This window comes from Flavobacterium sp. AC274, from assembly GCF_979258275.1.
The window spans coordinates 2,442,662-2,467,809 of record NZ_OZ409852.1; the positions used below are offsets into that span (position 1 = coordinate 2,442,662).

The 25,148-nt window shown below is 33.4% G+C and carries 22 protein-coding genes, 1 other RNA gene and 3 pseudogenes; 17 read left to right on the forward strand and 9 right to left on the reverse strand.

Translation table 11 applies throughout. The features are described from left to right. The first annotated feature begins 5 nt into the window (after positions 1 to 5). The 5 genes from ppk1 (at position 6) to ACZZZT_RS11365 (ending at position 5,009) form a co-directional block, all read left to right on the forward strand. Positions 6 to 2,084, forward strand: coding sequence for a polyphosphate kinase 1 (gene ppk1, locus ACZZZT_RS11345; RefSeq protein ID WP_463460429.1), 2,079 nt, complete (start codon positions 6 to 8; stop codon positions 2,082 to 2,084). Between the two features lie 27 nt (positions 2,085 to 2,111). Next, positions 2,112 to 3,002, forward strand: coding sequence for a Ppx/GppA phosphatase family protein (locus ACZZZT_RS11350; RefSeq protein WP_042565004.1), 891 nt, complete (start codon positions 2,112 to 2,114; stop codon positions 3,000 to 3,002). Between the two features lie 98 nt (positions 3,003 to 3,100). After that, a complete protein-coding gene (locus tag ACZZZT_RS11355; RefSeq protein WP_463460430.1) occupies positions 3,101 to 3,676 on the forward strand; it encodes a TMEM175 family protein in 576 nt (191 codons plus the stop codon). A 137-nt stretch (positions 3,677 to 3,813) separates the two neighbouring features. Then, positions 3,814 to 4,374, forward strand: a complete 561-nt coding sequence (locus tag ACZZZT_RS11360) for a Crp/Fnr family transcriptional regulator (protein ID WP_463460431.1) — start codon at positions 3,814 to 3,816, stop codon at positions 4,372 to 4,374. 56 nt (positions 4,375 to 4,430) lie between these two features. Continuing rightward, positions 4,431 to 5,009, forward strand: a complete 579-nt coding sequence (locus tag ACZZZT_RS11365; protein ID WP_463460432.1) for an NAD(P)H-dependent oxidoreductase — start codon at positions 4,431 to 4,433, stop codon at positions 5,007 to 5,009. A 128-nt stretch (positions 5,010 to 5,137) separates the two neighbouring features. On the opposite strand, the gene ACZZZT_RS11370 is transcribed toward ACZZZT_RS11365, so the two are convergent. Then, a complete protein-coding gene (locus tag ACZZZT_RS11370; protein WP_463460433.1) occupies positions 5,138 to 6,928 on the reverse strand; it encodes a DNA polymerase III subunit gamma/tau in 1,791 nt (596 codons plus the stop codon). Positions 6,929 to 7,150: 222 nt separating this feature from the next. Between ACZZZT_RS11370 and ACZZZT_RS11375 the strand changes: the two genes are divergently transcribed. The 4 genes from ACZZZT_RS11375 to ACZZZT_RS11390 all read left to right on the forward strand — a co-directional run bounded on the left by ACZZZT_RS11375 (position 7,151) and on the right by ACZZZT_RS11390 (position 9,232). Further along, complete coding sequence (locus tag ACZZZT_RS11375) at positions 7,151 to 7,717, forward strand: dihydrofolate reductase family protein (protein ID WP_463460434.1); 567 nt, start codon at positions 7,151 to 7,153, stop codon at positions 7,715 to 7,717. A gap of 131 nt (positions 7,718 to 7,848) precedes the next feature. Beyond that, entirely contained in the window at positions 7,849 to 8,271 is a 423-nt protein-coding gene (locus ACZZZT_RS11380) for a hypothetical protein (protein ID WP_463460435.1), read from the forward strand. Positions 8,272 to 8,377: 106 nt separating this feature from the next. Further along, complete coding sequence (locus tag ACZZZT_RS11385) at positions 8,378 to 8,854, forward strand: BON domain-containing protein (RefSeq protein WP_073395069.1); 477 nt, start codon at positions 8,378 to 8,380, stop codon at positions 8,852 to 8,854. 6 nt (positions 8,855 to 8,860) lie between these two features. Continuing rightward, a complete protein-coding gene (locus ACZZZT_RS11390) occupies positions 8,861 to 9,232 on the forward strand; it encodes a LysM peptidoglycan-binding domain-containing protein (protein ID WP_463460436.1) in 372 nt (123 codons plus the stop codon). A 205-nt stretch (positions 9,233 to 9,437) separates the two neighbouring features. On the opposite strand, the gene ACZZZT_RS11395 is transcribed toward ACZZZT_RS11390, so the two are convergent. Beyond that, entirely contained in the window at positions 9,438 to 9,737 is a 300-nt protein-coding gene (locus ACZZZT_RS11395; protein ID WP_463460437.1) for a hypothetical protein, read from the reverse strand. 124 nt (positions 9,738 to 9,861) lie between these two features. Between ACZZZT_RS11395 and rnpB the strand changes: the two genes are divergently transcribed. The 3 genes from rnpB to ACZZZT_RS11410 all read left to right on the forward strand — a co-directional run bounded on the left by rnpB (position 9,862) and on the right by ACZZZT_RS11410 (position 12,643). Beyond that, positions 9,862 to 10,176: RNase P RNA component class A (gene rnpB / locus ACZZZT_RS11400), an RNA gene on the forward strand. A gap of 28 nt (positions 10,177 to 10,204) precedes the next feature. Next, positions 10,205 to 11,455, forward strand: coding sequence for a cation:dicarboxylate symporter family transporter (locus tag ACZZZT_RS11405; protein ID WP_463460438.1), 1,251 nt, complete (start codon positions 10,205 to 10,207; stop codon positions 11,453 to 11,455). A gap of 273 nt (positions 11,456 to 11,728) precedes the next feature. Further along, entirely contained in the window at positions 11,729 to 12,643 is a 915-nt protein-coding gene (locus ACZZZT_RS11410) for a ketopantoate reductase family protein (RefSeq protein WP_463460439.1), read from the forward strand. Here ACZZZT_RS11410 and ACZZZT_RS11415 read toward each other — a convergent pair. The 4 genes and pseudogenes from ACZZZT_RS11415 to ACZZZT_RS11430 all read right to left on the reverse strand — a co-directional run. Continuing rightward, a pseudogene (locus tag ACZZZT_RS11415) lies at positions 12,644 to 12,844 on the reverse strand (hypothetical protein); the annotation flags it as partial. A gap of 95 nt (positions 12,845 to 12,939) precedes the next feature. After that, complete coding sequence (locus ACZZZT_RS11420) at positions 12,940 to 13,629, reverse strand: response regulator transcription factor (protein ID WP_463460440.1); 690 nt, start codon at positions 13,627 to 13,629, stop codon at positions 12,940 to 12,942. Positions 13,630 to 13,639: 10 nt separating this feature from the next. Beyond that, positions 13,640 to 14,253, reverse strand: a pseudogene (locus ACZZZT_RS11425) (sensor histidine kinase). Positions 14,254 to 14,306: 53 nt separating this feature from the next. Then, the gene (locus ACZZZT_RS11430) at positions 14,307 to 14,996 is read right to left on the reverse strand and encodes a hypothetical protein (RefSeq protein ID WP_463460441.1); all 690 of its coding nucleotides are present in this window, start codon (positions 14,994 to 14,996) and stop codon (positions 14,307 to 14,309) included. Positions 14,997 to 15,262: 266 nt separating this feature from the next. Here ACZZZT_RS11430 and ACZZZT_RS11435 point away from each other — a divergent pair, with 266 nt between their 5' ends. Both ACZZZT_RS11435 and ACZZZT_RS11440 read left to right on the forward strand, forming a co-directional pair. Then, positions 15,263 to 15,814, forward strand: a complete 552-nt coding sequence (locus ACZZZT_RS11435) for a hypothetical protein (protein ID WP_463460442.1) — start codon at positions 15,263 to 15,265, stop codon at positions 15,812 to 15,814. Then, positions 15,811 to 17,376, forward strand: coding sequence for an outer membrane beta-barrel family protein (locus tag ACZZZT_RS11440; RefSeq protein ID WP_463460443.1), 1,566 nt, complete (start codon positions 15,811 to 15,813; stop codon positions 17,374 to 17,376). Before ACZZZT_RS11435 ends, ACZZZT_RS11440 begins: the two co-directional genes overlap by 4 nt. 167 nt (positions 17,377 to 17,543) lie before the next feature. On the opposite strand, the gene ACZZZT_RS11445 is transcribed toward ACZZZT_RS11440, so the two are convergent. Both ACZZZT_RS11445 and ACZZZT_RS11450 read right to left on the reverse strand, forming a co-directional pair. Further along, positions 17,544 to 18,149: an RsmD family RNA methyltransferase gene (locus ACZZZT_RS11445; RefSeq protein WP_463460444.1), complete on the reverse strand. Its 606-nt coding sequence runs from the start codon at positions 18,147 to 18,149 to the stop codon at positions 17,544 to 17,546. Further along, a complete protein-coding gene (locus ACZZZT_RS11450) occupies positions 18,146 to 18,967 on the reverse strand; it encodes a DUF3822 family protein (protein WP_463460445.1) in 822 nt (273 codons plus the stop codon). Before ACZZZT_RS11450 ends, ACZZZT_RS11445 begins: the two co-directional genes overlap by 4 nt. A 333-nt stretch (positions 18,968 to 19,300) precedes the next feature. Between ACZZZT_RS11450 and ACZZZT_RS11455 the strand changes: the two are divergent. The 3 genes and pseudogenes from ACZZZT_RS11455 to kdsB all read left to right on the forward strand — a co-directional run bounded on the left by ACZZZT_RS11455 (position 19,301) and on the right by kdsB (position 22,483). Then, positions 19,301 to 20,709: pseudogene (locus ACZZZT_RS11455) on the forward strand (ATP-dependent DNA helicase). Between the two features lie 87 nt (positions 20,710 to 20,796). Further along, a complete protein-coding gene (ygiD, locus tag ACZZZT_RS11460) occupies positions 20,797 to 21,627 on the forward strand; it encodes a 4,5-DOPA-extradiol-dioxygenase (RefSeq protein WP_463460446.1) in 831 nt (276 codons plus the stop codon). A 121-nt stretch (positions 21,628 to 21,748) separates the two neighbouring features. Next, positions 21,749 to 22,483: a 3-deoxy-manno-octulosonate cytidylyltransferase gene (gene kdsB, locus ACZZZT_RS11465; protein WP_463460447.1), complete on the forward strand. Its 735-nt coding sequence runs from the start codon at positions 21,749 to 21,751 to the stop codon at positions 22,481 to 22,483. Positions 22,484 to 22,729: 246 nt separating this feature from the next. Here kdsB and ACZZZT_RS11470 read toward each other — a convergent pair whose 3' ends face one another. Further along, on the reverse strand, positions 22,730 to 25,141 hold the full coding sequence (locus ACZZZT_RS11470; protein WP_463460448.1) for an alpha-ketoacid dehydrogenase subunit alpha/beta: 2,412 nt from the start codon (positions 25,139 to 25,141) through the stop codon (positions 22,730 to 22,732). Positions 25,142 to 25,148 lie beyond the last annotated feature (7 nt).

Below are 25,148 nucleotides of genomic sequence, written 5' to 3' on the forward strand. Positions count from 1 at the left end.
ATAAAGTGTACGAGCAGAAATATATCGATAGAGAAAAAAGTTGGTTAGCGTTTAATGCAAGAGTGCTTCAGGAAGCAGCAGACAACACAGTTCCACTTTTAGACAGGTTGCGTTTTGTTGGAATTTTTTCAAACAATTTAGATGAATTTTTTAGAGTTCGCTATGCCGCAATCCGGAGATTGAGTCTTTCTGGAATTTCAGGTGAAAAATATTTAGGAGGTGTTTCTGCCCACCAATTAATTAAGGATATTACAGAAATAGTAATTCAGCAGCAATCTGAAAGTTTACGTATTTTAGGAAATATCGAATCTGAACTCGAAGCCGAAAATATCTTTATTATCAACGAAAGCCAGGTTACAGAAAAACAGGAATGTTTTTTAAAGGACTTTTACATGCAGAAATTGAGTCCCGAATTGGTGACCATTATTTTGAACGACCTTGCAGAATTTCCTATTTTAAAAGATACTTTAGGATATCTGGCAGTGCGTTTGGAGCTCAACAACGATGAAGTTCGCTATGCTGTTATTGAAATTCCCAAAACAATCAACAGATTTGTTGTACTTCCGTCAGAAGATGATAAACAATATGTAATTTTAATTGATGATGTAATTCGGCTTAAATTGAAAAACATCTTCAATATTTTCGATTATAAAACTGTTTCGGCACACATGATCAAAATTACTCGTGATGCGCAGTTGGATATCGACAGCGATTTGAGTAAAAGTATGCTCGAAAAAATTGCTACTTCCGTAAAAGACAGACGAATTGGAGAACCCGTTCGTTTTATTTATGACAGTTTAATTGAAGAAGATACGTTGCGTTTTTTCTTAGATAAAATGAAAATTGTCGAAACAGACAGTATAATTCCGGGAGGAAGATATCACAATCGCCGTGATTATATGGATTTTCCAAATTTAGGACGCTACGATTTACTTTATAAAGCAAATGAGCCTTTACCGGTTCCGGGATTAAGCCTTGATGGAAGTATTTTAGAGAAAATCAATAAAAAAGATTATTTACTAAACGCTCCATATCAGTCTTTTTCATACATAACTAAATTTTTGCGTGAAGCAGCTTTAGACCCAAAAGTGACGAGTATAAAAATCACCTTGTATCGTTTGGCAAAAAATTCGCAAATTATTAGTTCGTTGATAAATGCCGCAAAAAACGGAAAAAAAGTAACGGTTCAAATCGAACTTCAGGCGCGTTTTGACGAAGCATCGAATATTTCGTATGCCGAACAAATGCAAACCGAAGGAATCAATTTAATTTTCGGAATAAAAGGGTTGAAGGTACACAGTAAAATTTGTGTTATCGAAAGAGTAGAAGAAGGCAAAAGCCGTCGTTACGGATTTATTTCAACAGGAAACTTTAACGAATCAACAGCCAAAATTTATACCGACGTAACGCTATTAACCTGTCATCAGGGAATTTTGAAAGACATTTCTAAAATCTTCGAATTTTTCGATATCAATTACAGAGTTCATCGATATAAGCATCTAATAGTTTCTCCGCATTATACAAGAACCAAATTTGTAAAACTGATAGACCGTGAAATTTTGCACGCTTTAGCAGGTAGAAAAACGCATATAAAACTGAAGATGAATAGTTTGTCGGATTTTAAAATGATCGATAAATTATATGAAGCAAGTAATGCAGGCGTAAAAATCCAGCTGCAGGTAAGAGGAATTTGCTCTCTGATTCCGGGAATTCCGGGAATGAGCGAAAACATCGAAGCCATAAGTATTGTCGACAATTATCTTGAACATTCAAGAGTATATATTTTTGGAAACGCCGGTTTAACCGAAGTTTATATTTCTTCTGCCGATTTTATGACCAGAAATCTCGATGGAAGAGTTGAGGTAACCTGCCCAATTTATGACCTTGAAATTAAAAAAGAATTAATTGACAATTTTAATATTGGATGGAAAGGGAATGTGAAAGTGAGATATCATTCCTATAAATTAGATAATAAATATAAGCCCAGAAATCATCATGCCCCATTTAGAGCTCAATTGGAAACCTATAAATATTATCAGAATAAAATCTCGGTACTAGAAGCGGTTACTCAAAAAGTAAATTAATAAAACAAATTCAAATCATAAGTGAGCATGATTAATATAAAGAAATATGCAGCAATAGATATCGGTTCAAATGCCATGAGGCTTCTGATATCCAATGTTGTAGAACAAGATGGCAAAGAACCGCAATTTAATAAAAGTTCACTTGTTCGTGTACCAATTCGTTTGGGACAAGATGCCTTTACAGTTGGAGAAATTTCAGAAGAAAATATAGATCGAATGGTTGATGCCATGAAAGCATTCAATCTTTTGATGAAAGTACATAAAGTCGAACGCTATATGGCGTTTGCAACCTCGGCAATGCGTGAAGCTTACAACGCCAAAGAAGTTGTGGCATTAATCAAGAAAAAAGCCGACATTAAAATCGAAATTATTGATGGTAAAAAAGAAGCCGCAATAATTGCTTCTACAGATTTGCATCATTTACTTAAAACAGATGAAACTTACTTATTTGTAGATGTGGGCGGTGGAAGTACGGAATTTACGCTTTTCTCTGATGGAAAAATGATTACTTCAAGATCGTTTAAAGCAGGAACAGTTCGTTTATTAAACAATATGGTACATGATGTGGTTTGGGATGAAATCGAAAAATGGATTAAAACCAATACTGCAGATTATGAAGAAGTAACCCTGATTGGTTCTGGCGGAAACATTAACAAATTGTTTAAAATGTCTGGAAAACAGCAGGAAAAACCGCTTTCATATATTTATATCAATTCACAATACGCATTTTTAAACTCGTTAACGTACGAACAAAGAATCGCCGAATTAGGTTTAAACTCTGACCGTGCCGACGTAATTATCCACGCCACTCGTATTTATCTTAATGCAATGAAATGGAGTGGAGCACGCCAAATTTTTGTTCCTAAAATCGGACTTTCTGACGGAATCGTAAAAGCAATGTATTACGGGAAAATATAATTTTTGAGCCACGAATTTCACGAATTTTTGCTAATTATTTTTTAAGATTTAGAATGAAAAATCCGTGAAATTCGTGGCAACTTTTTAACTTATATAAAATGAATAAAACCAGACTCGAAGCCTTTAGTGATGGTGTTTTAGCAATTATTATTACCATTATGATTTTAGAAATCAAAGTGCCTCACGGACATGAGTTTGCCGATTTAAAACCACTTATTCCGAAGTTTTTGAGTTATATTTTAAGTTTTATTTACGTTGGAATTTACTGGAATAACCATCATTATTTACTTCACGGTTTATCCAAAGTAAATGCGAAAATAATGTGGGCAAACCTTCATTTATTATTTTGGCTGTCGCTAATTCCCGTAGCTACAGGCTGGATGGGAGAACATAATTTTGCAAAAGCAGCAATGGCATTTTACGGAATCATTTTATTACTTTCTGCAATTGCTTATGTAATTCTGCAAAAAACAGTTTTAGATGTCGAAGGAAAAAATTCTGCATTGGCAAAAGCTTTGGGGAAAGATTTAAAAGGAAAAGCTTCTGCAGTTTTATATACAGTTGGAATTATAGCTTCGTTTTACAACGAATGGATTTCCGGCGCAGCGTATTTTATTGTGGCAATGTCGTGGCTTATTCCCGATAAAAGAATTGAGAAGGCTTTTAGTAAATAGATTTCAGAATAAATATTTAGCCACGAATTCACGAATTTTTTGTTCTCAAAGATTAGTAATTCGTGAATTCGTGGCTAAAAATAATAGTTAGAAAGCCGGATGGATATTAGTGTTTTCAAATTTTAATATTTTTTTAAATGAAATCTATTTTTCAATCCATTCAGGTTTTACCACAAAATGAATTAGATCAGTTAGACGATTTAATTACTTTTAGGAAACTTAAAAAGGGTGAACTTTTATTGACAGAAAATCAGGTTTGTAACGAAATTGTTTTTATAAAAAAAGGAATTTTACGTTCGTATTTTTTCAATCATCAAGGCGATGAAATTACCAATTGTTTTGCTTTTGAAAATGAATTTATGGCTTCGTTTTCCAGTTTTATAACCCAGGAAGTAGCCGAAGAAAGTATTCAGGCTCTGGCCGATACAGAATTACAGATTATCAGTCGGGAAAGTTTAGAAAAACTTTATAAATCAGGAATCCATTGGCAGGAGATTGGAAGAAAATTAACTGAAATGGAATACGTAACGCTTCAAAAAAGAATGATTTCTTTTCAGAAACTATCCGGAAAACAGCGTTATGAAGAACTATACCAAAACCATCAAAAATACATTCAGTTAATTCCGCTTCAATATCTGGCTTCTTATTTGGGCGTTACCCCAAGACATTTAAGCCGCATTCGAAAAGCGATTTTATAGGACATTTGTCCGGTAACTTTTTTCATGCTAATAGTATTTTTGTAAAAACGTAAAACATGAAAAAAATACTGATTATAAACGGACATCCAAATCCTGCAAGTTTTAACTTTGGTATCGCAGATTCTTACCAAAAGGGCGCCATAACTTCGGGTGCACAAGTAGAAACAATTACAATTGCTGAATTACAATTCAATCCCAATTTAAAATTTGGTTACCAAAAACGAACCGAATTAGAACCGGATTTATTAGATGCATGGCAAAAGATTCAAAATGCTGATCATTTGGTTTGGATTCATCCTGTTTGGTGGGGCGGACTTCCGGCAATTACAAAAGGATTTATTGATCGATTATTTTTACCAGGAATGGCGTTTCAATATCGCGAAAATTCAGTTTGGTGGGATAAACTCTTAAAAGGAAAAACAGCGCATATTATCACAACTTTAGATCAGCCAGGCTGGTATTACAGATTATTTTTTGGAAGACCGAGTGTAAATCAATTGAAGAAATCAACCTTGGAATTCTGTGGCGTAAAGCCCGTAAAAGTTACTTACATCGGAATCATAAAAACTGCCAACGATTTTCAAAGAGAAAAATGGCTGCAAGAAGTCTATAATTTAGGATTAAAAAATAAATAGAAATAGTTTGCCACAACCCGAGCGATAGCGAACAAGCGAAGCAATTATACTAATTTTTACGAATTATTTTTAAATTTTTACGCAAAGTAATTAGTGAAAATTAGTGCAATTCGTGGCAGAAAAAAATCTTAAGTATGTAAATCCAATCCAAATGTAGAACGTAAAAGTTCAATGTTTGGGTTGATTTCCAATAATCGATTGTATCTGTCCTGATCGCTAAAAGTTCTTTTGGTTTGTACAGCTTCATTTACAATAATTTCAATCGTAATATCATGATTGTGTAAATGTCCTTTTAAATGCCCTAAAAGCCCATTAATTTGACTTTCAAAATCTAATTTAGAACCTTCGTTTGGTAATTCAAGCGTAATCACCGTTCCGTTCAAAGTTGGGTCGTTAATCAGTAATAACGATTCCATAATTTTCAAACCTTTTTCACCCAGACGCTGTGCATATTTGTTCCAATGCAATAACATTTCGGTTTCTGTAAATTCCTCAGTTGGTAAAACAGATGAAGGTTTTACATACGATTTACTGCTTTCTTCCATCGCTTTTTTCGCGCGAATACTGGCCAGAGAAAAAGCAGAAACCTTAGAAGTACCATTTACTTCAGCTCTTGGAGTTTCAGGTTCTTCAACTTTTGGAGTTTCATTTTTTACTTCAACATTAGAATTTCCATTTTGATTGACATTGCCATTCTCTCCAGTATTTGGAATTTGGCTTTTATTAGTTGGAATTTCAGCATTCGAAATTTCCTTTCCCTCATTTGGAATTTGGGATTTGTTTTTTGGAATTTCAACTATTGAGTATCCGCCATTTTTAAAATAAGTGGGAGGAATTATGTATTGCTCAACTTTTTTTTCTCCATCAAAGTTGATAGAGGCCAATTGCATCAAACATAATTCAACTAAAAGGCGCTGATTCTGACTTAATTTGTATTTTAAATCGCAGTCATTAGCAATATCAATTCCTTTCAATAAAAACTCTTGCGAACATTTTTGAGCTTGTACGCCGTACATTTGCTGTGCTTGTTCACCCACTTCAAGCAAACTTAAAGTAGCAGGAGTTTTGCTAACTAATAAATCTCTGAAATGCGAAGCCAATCCGGCAATAAAATGATGTCCGTCGAAACCTTTTGAAAGGATTTCGTTGTACGCCATTAAAAGATCCGGGATTTTATTTTCTAAAAGTAAATCTGTAATACTAATATAAGTTTCGTAATCTAAAACGTTTAGGTTTTCGGTTACGGCCTGACGTGTTAAGTTGGTTCCGCAATAAGAAACAACACGGTCAAAAATCGATAAAGCGTCACGCATGGCACCATCGGCTTTTTGAGCGATAATGTGCAATGCATCGTCTTCAAAATTGATTCCCTGACTTGCAGCAACTTCAGCCAAATGTTCTTTAGCGTCTTTTACCGTAATTCTCTTGAAATCAAATATCTGACAACGAGATAAAATCGTTGGAATAATTTTGTGTTTCTCCGTCGTAGCTAAAATGAAAATAGCATGTTTTGGCGGTTCTTCTAATGTTTTCAAAAAAGCATTAAAAGCGGCCGAAGACAACATATGAACCTCGTCAATAATATAGACTTTGTATTGTCCGGTTTGTGGCGGGATTCGAACCTGATCAATCAGGCTACGAATATCATCAACCGAGTTATTTGAAGCGGCATCTAACTCAAAAACGTTAAAAGCAAAATCTTCATTTGGATCATCATATCCCGGCTGGTTTATTTTACGTGCCAAAATACGCGCGCAGGTTGTTTTTCCAACACCACGTGGTCCGGTGAATAAAAGGGCAGAAGCAAGGTGATTGCTTTCTATGGCGTTTAGCAAAGTGTTGGTAATGGCTTTCTGCCCCACAACATCCTTAAAGGTTTGCGGGCGATATTTACGAGCCGATACTACAAATTGTTCCATATTCTATTTTATTCGATAGCAAATATAGGCTGAAAATTACCAAATCACAAATCTGAAATCAACAAATCTGAAAGGGATTTTTAAGTGTTTTGAATATGAGAAAGTAACCGTTAATTTTAAAATTGAACCCTTAAAAAATTAAGAAAAATTAGGGATTATTTCCTGTAAAAAATGGTATTTTTAAGAATAGCTAATTTTGGATTTATCCAAAAACTTTATTTTATGAGAAAGTTAAAATTACAAATGAACATGACTCTTGACGGATTTGTTGGAGATAGTAAAGGTGAATTAAACTGGATGCTGCCCGAAGTCGACGAAAAACAAATACAATATTTGCATGAGCTTACAAATAGTATTGACACTATAATTCTGGGACGGGTAATGGCAACAGAAGGAATTCCGTATTGGGAAAGTGTGGCGAAAAGTAAAAGTAAAAATGAAGAAGTTGCCTACGCCAATTTGTTTGTAAAAACTCCAAAAATCATTTTCAGTAAAACATTAAAAAATTTTGAAGGCGAAAATACTTCCATCGAAAAAGGCAATTTAAAAAAAGCGATATCACAATTAAAAGCTGAACCCGGAAAAGATATAATGGTTTATGGCGGCGCAAGATTTGTTTTGTCTTTAATAGAACAAAATTTGATAGACGAATTACATTTGTTTGTGCATCCTGTAGCGATTGGAAATGGTTTACCCATTTTTGGTAAAAAATCTAAGTTTGAATTAGAAAAATCGGAGAGTTATAGTAATGGGATTGTGCTTCATTTGTATAAGTCTGTTGAAAAGTGATTTGTTGATAAAAAGAGTTATTTTAGTTCTGCTGGAGCATTTCAGCCTGTGCACTCAAAAAATTAAACCATGTCAAAACACCTACTTCTTTTTTTGTATTAATAACCTTTTCAAACCTTTCAGCACAAAAAATGAATTTAAAAACTCACATTCATTTCATGAAAATTACAAATCAATTTTCTGTTGAAGATTTTGAAAAAGTTAAAAGTTTTATTTTGAAAGAAGGAAATCAAAAGACTTATAGAAATTTTGATAACAATAATCCATACTACGATTTTAAGAAATTTGCAGCTTATTTGGCTTCAGACATTGGGCAGCAAAATATTAATAATGACCCAAAAGTATCTGATTTTAATACAATGACTTTAAAAGATGACGATCGGTATTATGAAATTATTCTAGTACGAACTGGAGATGTTAAAGTAAAGAAAAAAGGAATTGTAAACGGAATGCAGGAAAATGAAGTTTACCTGACAGATTATAGTCAAAATGATTTATATGTAATTCAAAGTCAATTAATTATATATTTTACTGACATGCTCAAGATAAAATAATCAATTTCTCATTCATAGAAAAAATATAAAATTGTAAGATTATTATGTAATATTTGGTATTTTAATTCGTTTAACTTTATTAGTAAATAATTAAAAAATATCGATTATGAAGATTAAATCAGTTTTATTAGGAATGGGTCTTGCTGTTTCATTAGTAGCTTGTGGGCCTAAAGATGCAGACATTCAAAAAGAAATCAGTGCAAAATTGAGTGACAGACCAGAAGTACAAGTTACTGTAGAGAAAGGTGTTGCTACAATTTCGGGTATTTGTAAAGATGATGCATTCAAACAAGAGGTTGCAAATTCTATAAAAGAAATTAAAGGTGTAAAATCTGTAGTGAACAACTGCCAGATTGTAGCTCCTGAAGAAACTGCTGCTGCAGCTGTTATCATTAGTCCGGATACTGAATTGGATAAATCATTACATAAAGTTATCGAATCTTACAATGGTGTTAGCGCAACTGTTGTGGGCGGTGTAGTAACGCTTACAGGAGAAATTAAAAGAAGTCAATTGCCAAACCTAATCAAAAGTGTACAGGAATTGAAACCTAAAAAAGTAGATAACAAGTTAATTATTAAATAAGAAGCCATGAGTTTACAAGATAAATACAAAGAGTTAACAGATTTGGCGACTAATTTAGGAGTTTCAAATTTGCAGGTAAGAGATCAGGATAATGTTTTGTACATTGATGGTACGGCAAAATCTGCAGATGACAAAGAAAAACTTTGGAGTGCTTACGGAAAAATTGACCCTGATTTTAGAGCAGGGGATGTGGTTATGAATATTGAAGTTGCCGAAGGAACAACAACAGATTATACCGTTGTAAGCGGAGACTCTCTTTCGAAAATTGGAAAAGCTTACGGTGTTTCCTGGCAAACCATTTACGAAGCCAATAAAGATATTATTAAAAACCCTGATGTTATTCAGCCGGGTTGGAAATTAAAAATACCAACTGCATAATTTATTTTGCGAGTTGTTTTAAAAGTCTGTCATTTTTATGATGGACTTTTTTGCTTAAAAATGGGACGTGGATGACGCAGATTTTGGCGGATTTCATTTTTTTGTCATTTCGACCAAGGAGAAATCACATCCAGAAAGCAACGTACTGTGTGGCTTCAGCAAATGCGATTTCTCCTTCGTCGAAATGACAAACTTTAAGAATAATTTAAAAATCACCTCCCTTAATACTCAAATCGAATAAAAACTTAGAAGTTTCCAGATCAGAGTCGGCGGAGAAACCTGCTACATAAACACCTTTTTTCCCTGATGTTGATCTAATTACGTATACAACTGCTTCATCTGCCGGGTCCGATTCCCCTTCGTATCGATACACATGAACAATTTCAAATTTTTCAGGATTTTTTTTAATCGCGTCCGCGTTTCGATTAAAATCACATGTAAATCCTTTTTCATTCAATTGATCTAAAGCCTTTGAGACAGTTGCGTAATGATACATTTTAGCCATAATAAATGAATTTAAAAATTAAGGATTTTAAAGGTAACCAATTTAAAATTAAAACGTTATCAAAATTTTATAAAAATCTTAAATTTAGAACCTCGTTTCTTCGCTTATAAATCGCTACTTTTGCGCCGCAGACCGCCTTATCGTCGCTCAATTCGTTGGGGGAGGAAAGTCCGGACACCACAGAGAAGCATAGCGGGTAACACCCGTCGGTGTTAGCAATAACGCAAGGACAAGTGCAACAGAAAGTATGTACAGGTAATGCTGTAGTGAAACCAGGTAAACTCTATGCGGTGAAATACCAAGTATATCAGCATTTAAGGGCTTCTCGTCCGTTGTTGAAGGGTAGGTAGCTTGAGTTCCGAAGTAATTCGGAATCTAGATAAATGATAAGGCTCTGATTTATCAGGGACAGAATCCGGCTTATAGGTCTGCATTTTTTATATATTTGTGAATACTAACTTATCTTCATGAATATAACTACTCCAAATACTGCCGGTAAACCAAAGAAAAGTACTTTCAGGGCAGTAATTACCAATCTTACTTTTTGGGTTTTAATCGCCATAATTGCAGGTATTTTGCTTGGACATTTTTCGCCTCAAAATGGCGTAAAAATGGAAATTGTCGGAAAAACTTTTGTCGATATTATCAAATTATTTATTGGTCCAATTATATTTTTAACCATTGTTTTGGGAATTTCCGGAATGGGAAATCTTAAAAAAGTTGGGCGAATTGGCGTAAAAGCTTTGGCGTATTTTGAAGTCGTTTCTACAGTTGCTCTGGCAATTGGTGTAAGCGTTGCCTATTTTTTTCAACCCGGAAAAATTGACAAATCAGGATTAACTTTACAAGATCCGAGTAAATATACCAATCATGCTGCTGAGAATTTTTCATGGTTGCAATTTTTTCTGTCCAATTTTACCTTGCAGGTTCTTTTGGCTGCTATCGTTTGTGGTATTGCATTAAATTTTTATCAAAAAAGAGAACAAACTATTTTGGTTTTAGAGCGTTTTTCAAAAGTTGTTTTTACAGGATTAAAATATGTTATGTATCTCGCCCCGCTTGGTGCTTTTGGCGGAATGGCGTATACAATAGGTAAATTCGGATTAGAAACTTTGATTCCGCTTGGTAAATTGATGCTTTGCGTTTACCTGACAATGGCTTTGTTTGTGTTTTTCATTTTAGGAAGTATTTTGAGATACTATAAAATCAATATTCTTTCGATTTTAAAATACATTAAAGAAGAACTTTTATTAGTTCTCGGTACATCATCTTCAGAAGCTGCACTGCCTAGTATTATGGTTAAATTAGAACAAATGGGCTGTAGTAAATCTGTAGTAGGTTTGGTAATCCCGACAGGATATTCGTTTAATCTCGACGGAACTTCAATTTATTTGTCGATGTCGGTTATATTTCTGGCGCAATTGTATGATGTACATTTGAGTTTTTTTGAGATTTTAACCGTAATCGGAATTTTGATGATTACTTCAAAAGGGGCAGCTGGCGTTACCGGAAGCGGTTTTATTGTTCTGGCTTCGACTTTAACGGCTTTGCATAAAATTCCCGTTGAAGGTTTGGCTTTTTTATTAGGCGTTGATAAATTTATGAGCGAAGCAAGAGCGATAACCAATTTGATTGGAAATACTGTGGCAACGATTATAATTTCGAAAACAGAACATGATTTTACAGAGTTGAATCTGGAGTCTGTTTTGGAAGAATAATTGCTTTGCCGTGAATGGCACGCGGATGAGACGGATTCGCTTTCGCGAAAGCGCGGATTTATACGGATTTTTTTAATGGTTGTGTTTATTTTAAGCAATCACCGCATTTTTTTGTCATTTCGAGGAACGAGAAATCTCCGTGAGAAACTCTACAAAGATTGGAATTCTCATTACGGAGTTACTTGCGTTCCTTCGACTCCGCTCAGGATGACAAACGGTTCGGTCACTGTTTAATGTTTATTGAAATTTGGAATTTTTTAATTGGAATTTATTATGATAAGAATTGGAATTTTAGGACTTGGTGGTGTAGGTGGTTATTTTGGCGGACTTTTGGCAAAAGCCTATTTTAAGTCTGAAGAAGTTGAGATTATTTTTATCGCTCGTGGCGAAACTCAAAAAGCAATTGCCGAAAACGGGCTCAAAATTGTAACTGATAATACTGAAACGATTGTACATCCAAAATTAGTTTCGAATAATCCGGATGAAATTGGAATTTTAGATTATTTAATTTGTGCTACAAAAACTTATGATATTAAAGAAAGTTTATTTTCAATAAAAGAATGTATTGTTCCAAAAACTGTAATTCTTCCTTTGTACAATGGAGTTGACGCACCGGAACGCATTCAGAAAATATTCCCGGAAAATGATATTTTACAAGGTTGTGTTTATATCATTTCGATGATTTTTTCTCCAGGGACTATTAGAAAAATTGGCTTTTACGAAAAACTATTTTTTGGTTCAAAAACGGCTTCAAAAGATAAATTAGATCAATTGCAAAGTATTTTTGAAAAGGCTAAAATAGAAAGTTATTTAGTTGAAAATATAGAAGAAACGGTTTGGGAAAAGTTTATTTTTATTTCGGCACTGGCTTCTGTAACTTCTTATCTCAATCAAAATATTGGTGAAATTTTAAATAATAAAGAATCTAAAGCTGTTTATGTGGCATTGCTAAATGAAATTGAAGCAGTTGCCAAAGCAAAAGGTTTGCAATTACCCGAAGATATCGTAAATCAGACTGTTGTAAAACTCGAAAAATCGCCTAAAGAAGCGACTTCATCGATGCATAGGGATTTAGCTGCCGGTAACAAAACAGAAGCTATGTCGCTAACACAATTTATTGTGAAAGAGGGTTTAAAGTATAAAGTAAAAACACCTCTTTATGAAAAGATAGCAAACGCTTTGGTTTAACTATGATTCGTCTTTTGTAGTTCGAACTAAACTGATGCCCGACATGAAAAAAACGATTCCTAATATTCCGTAAATAATTAGTGATTTAATATCTCTTGTTTCGCCGGAAGTTCCTGCAAAAATAACTGCAGTATAGATAAGACCAACTATTCCCAGAATAGTAAGTAATCCTCCAAAAAATCTTTTAAGGTTCATGATTTGTGTTTTTAAGTTTTCATATCAAATGTATTTTATTATTAACTGAAAGCTGTTATACAATTGTTTACGAAACTTATATGATTTGCAGTAAAAGAATTTTAAGATTTTGCTATTTTAAATTCCAACCCAATATTACGAACACTTTCAATCTTGATTTTTGGATCTGAATTAAAATATTTTCTAAGCCTGCTGATAAAAACATCCATACTTCGCCCGGAGAAATAGTCATCTTTTTTCCAGACAGACATTAAAATTTGATCCCTTTTTAATAACTGGTTATGGTTCAGATATAAATATTCAATAAGAGAAGCTTCCATTTCTGTGAGCTGCTGGACATGATTTTTATTATTTAGGGTTAGTCTTTCATTATCAAAAATATAAGAACCAATTTCAATAATATTATTTCCGTCCAGACTTCTCTTTTGTTCGATTCTCTTTAAAATATTCTGCAAACGCAAAATCAGTTCGTCTACTTCAAAAGGTTTTACGATATAGTCGTCTGCACCCAGTTTTAATCCAATGATTTTGTCTTCTTTTAACTTTCTTGCAGTTAGAAAAATAAAGGGAATCTCAGGATTGATTGTAATTATTTTTTCGGCCAATGAAAATCCATCCATTTTTGGCATCATGACATCAAAAACACAAATATCAAAAGTTTGGCTTTTAAAATAATCTAAAGCTATTTCTCCATTTTCTGCCCAGATTACTTCAAATTGATGCAGTTCTAAATATTGTTTTAAAATTGCAGCAAAATCAAAATCATCTTCGGCTAAAAGTAATTTTTTCAAAATAAGGTAATTAAACTTTTAATAAAATAGTAAACTGAGTTCCTTTTCCTAAATCACTCATAACATTAACAGAGCCCTGATGCGCTTTTATAATTTGATCGACATAATACAATCCTAAACCTAAGCCTTTTGTATTATGAAGATTTCCTTGCTCTACGCGATAGAATTTTTCAAAAGAAGTGATTGTTTGTTCTTTTCAATCCCGATTCCGTCATCTTCAATACTAACCGAAAATTGATTTTGGACTATTCTTGTTTTTATCGTAATTGTATTTGAACCATATTTTACAGCATTTTCCAAAACATTTAAAAAAGCGGTTGTCAGATGGAATTTATCCAAAACCAGAATTGTTTTTTTGGTTTGAAAATCAGTTTCAAGATTAATTTTCGGGTTTCCAATTTTAAAATCTTCAATAATTGAAAGTAGAAAAGCTTCCGTATTTATTTTTTCTTTTTGCAATTCGATTTCATTTTCTGCCAGTGAATTTGCCATAACCTGATCGATCAGGCTTTGCAAACGATTATTTTGGCGCGAAATCGTATTGACAATAGCATTGAAATTTTCATCGTTTTCACGGATGTTTTTCTGTTCTAAAATTTTAGTAGAAATGCCTAAAGTAGCCAAAGGCGTTTTGAGTTCGTGTGTGATATTATTGATAAAATCAGTTTTAACATCGCTTACTTTTTTTGTTTGATTAAAGCTTTTAATGCAATTACAAAAAGCGTGATGAGGGTTAAAATCGAAAATAAAGATAAAACGAGAATGAAAGTCATTCGTTTTAAAATAATCATTTTCCAATCGACAACAGAAATGTACATTGAATCTTCTGTCAATAACTTATAATCTTGATTTTTAAAACTTCCGTTCGTAGTTCCAACATAACTCCGAACCAAAAAAGCATGGTTTAAAGAAGCCAGATTTCCGTATAATTTATTCGCTATAAAAGGTTTTTCAGAGAAAATTGTATCTGCTTTTTTTGTGTTTTGATACAGAATAAATTTGTTCAGAACAATAGCAAAATCTATTTTAAGATTTGGCAAATCTCTTTCGAATTTACGTTGAATTTTCTGTGTTAAAATATCTCTGAATGCATTTTGGAGAACACTATTTTTAAGATCAATTTTCGTCTTTTTTCCCTGAATATAATTCTCTGATAATTGTTTGTAAAGTGCTTCTTTTTTGGAAACAATAACCGAATCTATATCACTATAATTATTAGAAATTTGGGCGATTTCGTTTTTAATTTCTGTATGAAACTGCGCCACTTTATAATCGTAAGTTGTTTTTACCAAATAGCATTGCACCGTCGACAAAACGATTAAAGCTATTACAGAAAAAGCGATTAATAAATTGATTCTTTGTTTCATTAGTTTTTATGGCACGCGGATGACGCGGATTAAACAGGTTTATACTGATTTTTTTACGCAGATTTAAAAATGATTTATGCAGATTTCTACAATAATTGAATCTGTGCAAACTAGTTTAATCCGTAAAATCTGTGGGCAATTTCGATTCAAAAATAAAGCTTTTATGATACACTTTTCGTATTAACCGCCCATTAACCTTCAATTAACTTTCACAACCTTTTTTTAGAACCACTTTTGCATCAAATCAAACCAAAATTTTTCTAAAAATGAATCTTTATTTGCCTTTAAAACTTTTTCTGATCTTATTATTTATTTTGCTTTCTATAGCTGCAAATGCGCAAAATGAGACCCCAAAAGATAGTATTTCGAATAAACTAAACGAAGTTGTCATTACTCAGAATAAAAAAACCTTTACGAACACAAACGGAAATATTAAAGTAGATGTTGCCAATTCAATTTACAATTCAATTCCTAATGCTGTTGATTTACTGGCAAAATTACCAACCGTTCAGGTAAGTTCTGACCAGGAAAGTATTACAGTTGTTGGAAAAGGAAATCCGTTGATTTATATTGACAATCAAAAAGTTGGGATAAACGATTTGAATGCTTTGGCTGTCGCCGATATTAAAACCATCGAAATCATTCAGAATCCATCTTCTAAATACGAAGCAGAAGGTCGTTCGGTAATTTTGATTACCAGGAAATTTAGTAAAAAAGATAGTTTTAGAACAGAGATATCTGAAGTGGCATCATTCAAAAAAACTTTAATAATTACCTCGGATTTAATTCGAATTTTAAAAAGAATAAATTGGAGTTGAAAGCAAATTTTAATTACAATCGATTGAATCCGTGGGAAGGCCATAGTATTGATTATCAAATTCCAACTGCAGAAATTGCTTCTAAATATGATGTAACGGCCACTACAAAAAGAAATCAATATGTTTTTGGTGCCGGCTTGTTTTACAAAATAAATGAAGACGATTATTTTTCGTTTAGCATCAATAGTAAGTTACAATCTGATACTTTTCCCATTAATACCATAACCGATAATAAGAATAAAGAGGTTGTAAATAACGTGGTGACTTTTACGGATAATGACAGCAAAAAGAATTTTGTAAACTCCTTTTTTAATTATCAAAAGAAAACAAAATCAATTGACACACAGATTTTTACGGGTTTTCAATATTCTAATTTCGATCAGGGATTGTTTACCGAAGTAAATAATAATTTTAATGATACCCAATTTGAATTAGATCAAATCAGAGATCAAAAATTTCAAATTAATTATTTCTCAGGAAGAATTGATATCGAGAAAAAACTTAAAAATGACATGAAATTTGAGTTGGGAGGATTGTATTCATCGGCAAATTCTAAATCTGATGTGGCTATTTTTTATACCGAAACCAATCAAAACGATTTAAGCTATTATGACTTTAGAGAAGAAAATTTATCCGGATATACACAATTGTCAGGAAAAATTAAAAAAGTCGATTTCTCTCTTGGTTTTAGGGTTGAAAACTCCACTGTAAAGGGGAAATTCAGAACAGATGAATTGCCATTATTGGATAAAAAATACACTAATTTTTTCCCGAAAGCACAGTTTACGTTTCCAATTGACAGCGTTAAAAGTATTTCTGTAAACTATGCCAGAAGTATTTCAAGACCTAATTATTCGTCTCTAAGTCAGGGATCAACTTATATAAATCCTTATTTTTTATATGCCAGAAATATTAATTTGGGACCAACAATTATTAACGAAATTTCGACCACTTTTCAATATCACGATAAATCTGTTAAATTGAGTTATACTAACGCTAAAGACCCTGTATACAATAGTTTTTCATTCGATGATCAAAATAATGTAATGACTTTTAAGGATATTAATTTTGATAAAAGTTCTGGATTTACAGCTGATTTTACATTGCCATTCACGTACAAATTCTGGACAACAACCAATTCTTTGATTTTTATTTTAGAAAAGATTGAAGATCATTCGGCGGCATTTATGGCTTCAAAACCTTATTTTTATTATACTTCAAATAACGAATTTAAACTTCCAAAAGACTATTCTTTAGTTTTAAATTTCTGGGGATTAACGAAACAATATACAGGCGTTTTTATCACAAATCCCAGATTTATAATGGATATGGCGGTTTCAAAAACATTCTATAAAAAATGGAATTGTACTTTAAGCTGTAATAACATTTTTAAAAATAATATTGAAACTGAAGAATTCACGATCAATACTATTAATTCTAAAGCACGATATGTTGTAGATAATCATTTGATTTCTATAGCGATAAAATATTCTTTTGGAAAAGTAAAAGAAACAGAATTTAGAGAGAGAAACAACGACGGAAATCAAAGCAGAGTTAATTAGGATTAATTTACCGCAAAGAACGCAAAGGTTTTTCGCAGAGTTGACTAAGATTTAAGTTGTGTTTACACAATCAAAGTTCGCAAAGCTTTGCGAACTTTGTCTTTTACATAAACTTAAAGTAAAAAAACTTAGCGGTCTTTGCGGTAAAAACACTTAGTAAAACGAAATTATCCTTCATCTTCTTCTGTTATTTTTAGAGGTGAATCATCAGGAAGTTCTTCATCATCATCTGTAGAATTTAATTCGAAGAAACTAAAAAACGAACCACCGTAACTTTTCTGAAAAGAGAAATTACTTAAATGCTCCATTTTGGTGTATTTAGAATGTTCGATAATCATCATTCCGTCGTCGTGAAGCAAATCTCTTTCGAAAACAGTTAAAACAATTTTTTCAAAAGCAGCCTGATCTAAACCGTAAGGCGGATCGGCAAAAATAATGTCGTACGATGTTTTGCAGTTTTCGAGAAATTTATAAACATCACTTTTGGTTGCTGCAATATCAAAATCATATTCTGATGAAACCTGCTTGATGAATTTTACACACCCAAAATCGCCATCAACAGACGTAATTGGTGCGCTTCCGCGTGAAGCGAATTCAAAACTAATATTGCCGGTTCCCGAAAATAAATCTAAAATCTTTAAGCCGTCAAAACTAAAATGATTATTTAAAACATTAAATAATGCTTCTTTACTCATGTCAGTCGTAGGTCTTACAGGAAGATTTTTTGGTGGGAAAATGCGGCGCCCTTTGTATTTTCCTGAAATGATTCTCATGATTGAAATAAGATATAATGTTTTTGATTCTGAGCAGTTGAAAAGTTGTTTTTTTCTTGTAATGTGCTTACATCCAAGAATGAAACGTTACGAATGTATTTGTATGCGATGGCGTAATAAGCATCATTTTTTTCGATTGTTCCCAATAATTCAAGCGGAAAACTTTCCGGGTTTAAACCCAATTGTTCGGCAGTAAAAAGCAAATAATAAATAAAATCGGTTGGGGTTTGATATTCAAACGAATTAAATAATAATAGCTTTTGATTTTGAACCACGATAATTTCAAAATGACCAACATTAAAATTGACAATCATTTTTTTATCATCATTATTTTTTGACGCTTCTAAAACTTTCTCGATTAAAATACTATTGGCATGTTTGTAATCAAACGAACCAACCTGATCAATCAGGAAATTATTGATGTTTACATACGGAATGTAAACAGAATTCATTTCGTACTTTGAAATTTGATCGTATGTAAAGAAATCAGTTTCAAAAACTTTGGTTGTATATTGTAAATAACTTCCCAGATAATGTTCGTCAAAAAGAGCTGAAGGCACAAAAGTTGAAAGATTGTTATTGTGAATAACTATAATTTCGTCGTAAGTATCCTTTAATTCAGCAAATTTTTTAAAATTATCGTGATATAAATCTTCTATTTTAGCTATTTTCTGTGAAGGATCGAAACGAACTTCATTAAAAGATGTAATCGTATTATTGAGTGTGTCAAAACAACAAAATGAAAATCCGGTCAGGGATACCTGAATCGAAAGTTTTTTGTATTTTTTTGATGTAATATTAGTATTTTGTAAAGACATAACTTGATTTACAATTCGTTACCTGCTTTAGAGTCAAGAAAGAATTTAATTCGAAGACAAACTTACAAATTAAAAAGCAACAATAATAATTGCAATTTCAAAAATCATTTTAATATGCAGTTTAAGCCAATGTTAAGATTTTTTCCGCCATATAAGCTATATAAGTTCAATTAAGTAGAGTTGCGCAGTAAAGCTTATCATTAAAAAGAGATTTAAGAAGACATAGCGAGAAATTAAATGAACTTATATAACTTATATGGTAAAAAATTTATTGATTTTTGAAATTGGCATTTGCCATTTAAAAAACCGTACTTTGTATTTCAATTTTTCCCTATGAATTCATCATTGTTTTACGGCGTTTTACAAAAAAGATTTCCATTTGCACCAACTTACAAGCAGGATATTTTTTTCAAAAAATCGCTATTTTTTTAACCGATACGCATAACGATACCATTTTTGTATTGAAAGGATATGCCGGAACGGGAAAAACAACTGTGATTTCGACTATTGTAAATAATCTTGGCGATATCAATAAAAAATTTGTTTTGCTTGCACCAACCGGACGAGCTGCAAAAGTCATTGCCAATTATTCGAATACGCCTGCATTTACGATTCATAAAAAAATTTATTTTCCTAAAAAATCGTCGGGTGGAGGAGTGGCTTTTACCAAACAAGTCAACAAGCATAAAAACACGATTTTTATTGTCGATGAGGCTTCGATGATTTCAGACAGTACTTTAGACAGTGGTTCGCTTTTGGATGATTTGATTAATTATGTGTATTCAGGAACCAATTGCAAAATGATTCTTTTGGGCGATACGGCGCAGTTACCTCCTGTGAATTTAGATATTAGTCCGGCGCTTGATATTCAGACTTTGGGCGTTCATTATGATAAAGAAATCGAACATATAGAACTTGATGAAGTTATGCGTCAGGAAGAAAGTTCCGGAATTTTATTTAATGCGACGGAACTACGTGAATTGCTGAAAGAAAGTTTTATTACAGAGTTTAAATTCAATGTAAAAAAATTCAAGGATATTGTTCGTTTAACCGATGGATATGATATTCAGGATGCGATAAACACGGCGTACAGCAATTATAGTATTGAAGATACTGCTTTTATTGTTCGCTCAAATAAACGAGCCAATCAGTATAATGAACAAATTAGAACCCGAATTTTGTTTAAAGAAAGCGAACTTTCGGTTGGTGATTTTTTGATGGTAGTGAAGAATAATTATTTCTGGCTAAAAGAAACCGATGAAGCCGGATTTATTGCCAACGGAGATATTATCGAAGTATTGGAACTCTTCGGAATTCAGGAATTATACGGATTTAATTTTGCCAAAGTAAAAATCAGAATGGTCGACTATCCGGATCAGAAACCTTTTGAAACGGTTTTGCTTTTGGATACGATTAAAAGTGAATCTCCATCATTAACCTACGAAGAATCAAATCGTTTGTATGAAGAGGTGATGAAAGATTATGAAGATGAAAGTACAAAATACAAGAAATTCCAGAAAGTAAAAGAAAACGAATATTTTAATGGTTTGCAGGTAAAATTCTCCTACGCCATAACGTGTCACAAATCGCAAGGAGGGCAGTGGGATACGGTTTTTATCGAGCAGCCGTATTTACCAAACGGAATCGATCGCGATTATATCAGATGGCTTTATACCGCTATGACGCGCGCCAAAAATAAATTATATTTGATAGGATTTAAAGATGAGAGTTTTGAGGAATAAAAACACGAATTTCACTAATTTTCACGAATTATTTTAGATTAAGATTTGTGAAAATTAGTGCAATTCGTGTTGAATATCTAATACTATATGACAACACTAAACGACTTACATTCGATTTCGTCTACGTTTTCGAATACAGATAAAATGCCGGTTTTGTTTTTAGGGCACGGCAGTCCGATGAATGCAATTGAAGAAAATCAGTTTGTGGCGGGTTTTCGTGATTTGGCCAAAACCTTACCGCAGCCAAATGCCATTTTATGTGTTTCGGCGCATTGGTTTACCAACGGTACCAAAGTTACTTCGATGCAAATGCCAAGAACAATTCATGATTTTGGAGGTTTCCCGCAAGCACTTTTTGATGTGCAATATCCCGCAAAAGGAAGTCCGGAATTGGCCGTTGAAACTAAAAAAATATTAGAACCGGTAAATGTTGATTTAGACGAGCATTGGGGTTTAGATCACGGTGCCTGGAGCGTTATCAAACATTTATATCCTGAGGCAAATGTTCCTGTAATTCAGTTGAGTATAGATTACACCAAATCGGGGCAATATCATTTTGAGTTGGCACAGAAGTTACAATCGTTACGTCATAAGGGAGTTTTAATTATCGGAAGCGGAAATATCGTGCATAATCTTCGTTTGGTAGATTTCAGAAATTTTGATAAAGATAATTATGGTTATGATTGGGCAATCGAAGCACGCGAAACCGTTAACAATTATTTGTTAGATGGAAACTTTCAGCCTTTAATAGATTTCGAAAAAATGAGCAAAGCTGTACAGGTTGCGATTCCAACTCCGGATCATTATTTGCCTTTGTTGTACACTTTAGGCTTAAAAGAAAAATCAGAAGAATTGAGTTTGTTCAATGATAAATTACTGGCTGGTTCGTTAAGTATGACCTCAGTAAAAATTATGTAAAAAAACTCTGTGAATCTCTGTGAAAACCTTTGTGAATCTCTGTGGTAAAATTGTAACGCAAAGTTGCACGAAGATTTTTACAAAGATTCACAAAGAAGAAAATAAATTAAAAAATAGTAGAATGAGAATAATAGCTGTAATTCCGGCGCGATATGCATCAACACGTTTTCCTGCAAAATTGATGCAGGATCTGGGAGGTAAAACGGTAATTTTAAGAACTTACGAAGCTTCTGTAGCTACAAATTTGTTTGATGATGTATTTGTTGTAACCGATTCAGATTTAATATATGATGAAATTGTTTCTCATGGTGGAAAAGCTATTATGAGCATCAAAGAACACGAATCCGGAAGCGACAGAATTGCAGAAGCCGTTGCAAATCTTGATGTTGATATCGTGGTGAATGTACAGGGTGATGAACCTTTTACAGAAGCCGGACCTCTTGAGCAGGTTTTATCAGTCTTTAGAAATGATGAAGATCGTAAAGTTGATTTGGCTTCGCTTATGCGTGAAATTACAGATGAAGACGAAATCAATAATCCTAACAATGTGAAAGTGGTTGTTGATCAATCGCAATTTGCATTGTATTTTTCAAGATCGGTAATTCCGTATCCAAGAGATACAGCTGTTGGAGTTCGTTATTTTCAGCATATTGGTATTTATGCTTTTAGAAAACAAGCTTTATTAGATTTTTATAGTTTACCTATGAAATCTTTAGAAGCTTCTGAAAAGTTAGAGCAGCTTCGTTACTTAGAATTCGGAAAACGTATTAAAATGGTGGAGACAACCCATGTTGGAATTGGGATAGATACAGCTGAGGATTTAGAAAAGGCGAGAACTATCTTGGCATCTAAATAGATTGCGAGATGGCACGCTGATGACGCTGATTCGCTAAAGCGGAGACGCTGATTTTGACGGATTTTTTAGTTTAATTTATACGTATTTCGTGTCATTTCGACGGAGGAGAAATCACATAAAGTGAAGACACAGAGTACGTCGCTCTCCGGATGTGATTTCTCCTCCGTCGAAATGACAAACGTTAGATAAAAAAGCAAAAAGCTCCAATTTGGAGCTTTTTTTATATCGAAAACCAAATCAAAATCCCTAGTATAAAACAGGAAATTTAGAAGGATTTGCTTCATTCATCATGCTGTATACTTTCTCGAAAATGTCTTCTGTAGAAGGTTTAGAGAAGTAATCACCATCAGTTCCGTAAGCAGGTCTGTGGGCTTTTGCGGCAAGAGTTTGTGGTTTGCTGTCTAAGTATTTGTAAGCGTCTTGTTCTTCCAGAATTTGTTGAAGAATATAAGCTGAAGCTCCTCCAGGAACATCTTCGTCGATTACTAAAAGACGGTTTGTTTTGGCAATACTTTTTACAATATCCTTATTAATATCAAACGGAAGTAAAGATTGAATATCAATCACTTCGCAATCAATTCCTAAATCTAATAATTCAGTTGCTGCCTGTTCTACCAATCTTAAAGTAGATCCGTAAGAAACCAAAGTAATATCTGAACCTTCTTTTAATGTTTCAACAACACCAATTGGTGTTTTGAATTCACCAAAATTTAAAGGCGTTTTTTCTTTTAAACGATAACCATTTAAGCATTCAATTACTAAAGCAGGTTCATCACACTCTAAAAGCGCGTTGTAAAAACCAGCTGCCTGTGTCATATTTCTTGGAACCAAAACATGAATTCCGCGAATAGCGTTAATGATCATTCCCATTGGAGAACCAGAATGCCAGATACCTTCTAAACGGTGCCCGCGGGTTCTGATAATTAATGGTGCTTTTTGTTTCCCAACAGTTCTGTATTGAAGTGTAGCCAAATCATCACTCATGATTTGAATGGCATACAGTAAATAATCTAAATACTGAATTTCGGCAATTGGTCGTAAACCTCTCAAAGCCATTCCAATTCCCTGACCAATAATAGTAGCTTCACGAATACCAACATCGGCAACACGAAGTTCTCCATATTTTTCCTGCATCCCTTCAAGGCCTTGATTTACGTCTCCAATGTTTCCAACATCTTCACCAAAAATCAAAGTTTCAGTATATTTAGTAAACAAGGCATCAAAGTTATCACGTAAAATCATTCTTCCGTCCAGATCTGCTTTTGCATCATCTGCATATTTAGGAAGCACTTTTTTTACAGAAAACACATTCTTGTCTGATTCAGAATATAAATTACTGCTGAATCTTCCCTGTGTTATTCCAATATAGTTTGTAATCCAGTTTGATAAAAGAACTTTACTGTTTGGAACTTCAATAAAGCGTAAAATCTTTCTTGCAATGGCAAGCATTTCTTTTTTCAAAGGCGATTTTATAGCGCTTAATTCGGAGATATATTTTTGAATTCTTTCTTTATGGTTGATACTTGCTTCAGCAATTTGCTCCAGTAAAGCCAAAAGATTCTTTTGATCTTCAATAATAGGGTTGATGAAAGAATTCCACGCTTCTTTTTTAGCCTCAAGAATTTCTTTTTTGATTTCAAAATCAATTTCAGTCAATTCTTCAGGTGATGCAATATTAATGGCAATCATCCATAAACGCATTTGACGAATACAGTCAAAATCTCTTTCCCAAGCCAGTCTTTCTCCGTTTTTATAACGTTCGTGAGAACCAGAAGTAGAGTGACCCTGTGGTTGTGTTAATTCATTAACGTGAATTAAAACCGGAACGTGTTCTTCTCTTGCAACTGCTGCGGCTCTTTCATAAGTCGAAACCAGTTCAGCATAATCCCATCCTTTAACTCTAAAAATTTCATACCCTTTCGCATCTTCGTCGCGTTGGTATCCTTTTAAAATTTCAGATATATTTTCTTTTGTAGTTTGATGTTTGGCATGAACCGAAATCCCGTATTCATCATCCCATACACTCATAACCATCGGAACCTGTAAAACTCCGGCAGCATTTATAGTTTCAAAAAACAAACCTTCAGATGTACTTGCGTTACCGATAGTTCCCCAGGCAACTTCGTTTCCGTTTACAGAAAATTTGTCTTTAATAGTAATACCATCAACATTTCTGTAAATTTTAGAAGCCTGGGCCAATCCCAATAATCTTGGCATTTGTCCGGCTGTAGGAGATATATCTGCGCTTGAATTTTTTTGTTGTGTTAAGTCTTTCCATGAACCGTCTTCGTTCAGACTGTGCGTTACAAAGTGTCCGCCCATTTGCCTTCCGGCAGACATTGGATCATATTCTAAATCGGTGTGTCCGTATAAACCTGCGAAAAATTGCTTTGGAGTCAATTCGCCAATAGCCATCATAAAAGTTTGGTCGCGATAGTATCCGGAACGGAAATCTCCGTTTTTAAAGGCTTTTGCCATAGCAAGCTGTGGCACTTCTTTTCCGTCACCAAATATTCCAAACTTGGCTTTTCCTGTCAATACTTCTTTACGGCCTAAAAGACTACATTCACGGCTTGTAACCGCAATTCTGTAATCTTTCATTACTTCTGTTTTGAAATCTTCGAAAGTAAGTGTAGTATTGTTGTGTTCTTTAATCATAATCTCA

Excerpts from the sequence above, each read along its gene's own strand:
- ACZZZT_RS11380 (WP_463460435.1), top strand. The coding sequence starts at position 7,849 with ATGAATTTAAAAACTCACATTCATTTCATGAAAATTACAAATCAATTT.
- ACZZZT_RS11350 (WP_042565004.1), top strand. The coding sequence starts at position 2,112 with ATGATTAATATAAAGAAATATGCAGCAATAGATATCGGTTCAAATGCC.
- ACZZZT_RS11470 (WP_463460448.1), bottom strand. The coding sequence starts at position 25,141 with ATGATTAAAGAACACAACAATACTACACTTACTTTCGAAGATTTCAAA.
- ACZZZT_RS11365 (WP_463460432.1), top strand. The coding sequence starts at position 4,431 with ATGAAAAAAATACTGATTATAAACGGACATCCAAATCCTGCAAGTTTT.
- kdsB (WP_463460447.1), top strand. The coding sequence starts at position 21,749 with ATGAGAATAATAGCTGTAATTCCGGCGCGATATGCATCAACACGTTTT.
- ACZZZT_RS11375 (WP_463460434.1), top strand. The coding sequence starts at position 7,151 with ATGAGAAAGTTAAAATTACAAATGAACATGACTCTTGACGGATTTGTT.
- ACZZZT_RS11390 (WP_463460436.1), top strand. The coding sequence starts at position 8,861 with ATGAGTTTACAAGATAAATACAAAGAGTTAACAGATTTGGCGACTAAT.
- ACZZZT_RS11405 (WP_463460438.1), top strand. The coding sequence starts at position 10,205 with ATGAATATAACTACTCCAAATACTGCCGGTAAACCAAAGAAAAGTACT.
- ACZZZT_RS11355 (WP_463460430.1), top strand. The coding sequence starts at position 3,101 with ATGAATAAAACCAGACTCGAAGCCTTTAGTGATGGTGTTTTAGCAATT.
- ACZZZT_RS11450 (WP_463460445.1), bottom strand. The coding sequence starts at position 18,967 with ATGTCTTTACAAAATACTAATATTACATCAAAAAAATACAAAAAACTT.
- ygiD (WP_463460446.1), top strand. The coding sequence starts at position 20,797 with ATGACAACACTAAACGACTTACATTCGATTTCGTCTACGTTTTCGAAT.
- ACZZZT_RS11370 (WP_463460433.1), bottom strand. The coding sequence starts at position 6,928 with ATGGAACAATTTGTAGTATCGGCTCGTAAATATCGCCCGCAAACCTTT.
- ACZZZT_RS11445 (WP_463460444.1), bottom strand. The coding sequence starts at position 18,149 with ATGAGAATCATTTCAGGAAAATACAAAGGGCGCCGCATTTTCCCACCA.
- ACZZZT_RS11385 (WP_073395069.1), top strand. The coding sequence starts at position 8,378 with ATGAAGATTAAATCAGTTTTATTAGGAATGGGTCTTGCTGTTTCATTA.
- ACZZZT_RS11395 (WP_463460437.1), bottom strand. The coding sequence starts at position 9,737 with ATGGCTAAAATGTATCATTACGCAACTGTCTCAAAGGCTTTAGATCAA.
- ACZZZT_RS11410 (WP_463460439.1), top strand. The coding sequence starts at position 11,729 with ATGATAAGAATTGGAATTTTAGGACTTGGTGGTGTAGGTGGTTATTTT.
- ACZZZT_RS11435 (WP_463460442.1), top strand. The coding sequence starts at position 15,263 with ATGAATCTTTATTTGCCTTTAAAACTTTTTCTGATCTTATTATTTATT.
- ACZZZT_RS11430 (WP_463460441.1), bottom strand. The coding sequence starts at position 14,996 with ATGAAACAAAGAATCAATTTATTAATCGCTTTTTCTGTAATAGCTTTA.
- ACZZZT_RS11360 (WP_463460431.1), top strand. The coding sequence starts at position 3,814 with ATGAAATCTATTTTTCAATCCATTCAGGTTTTACCACAAAATGAATTA.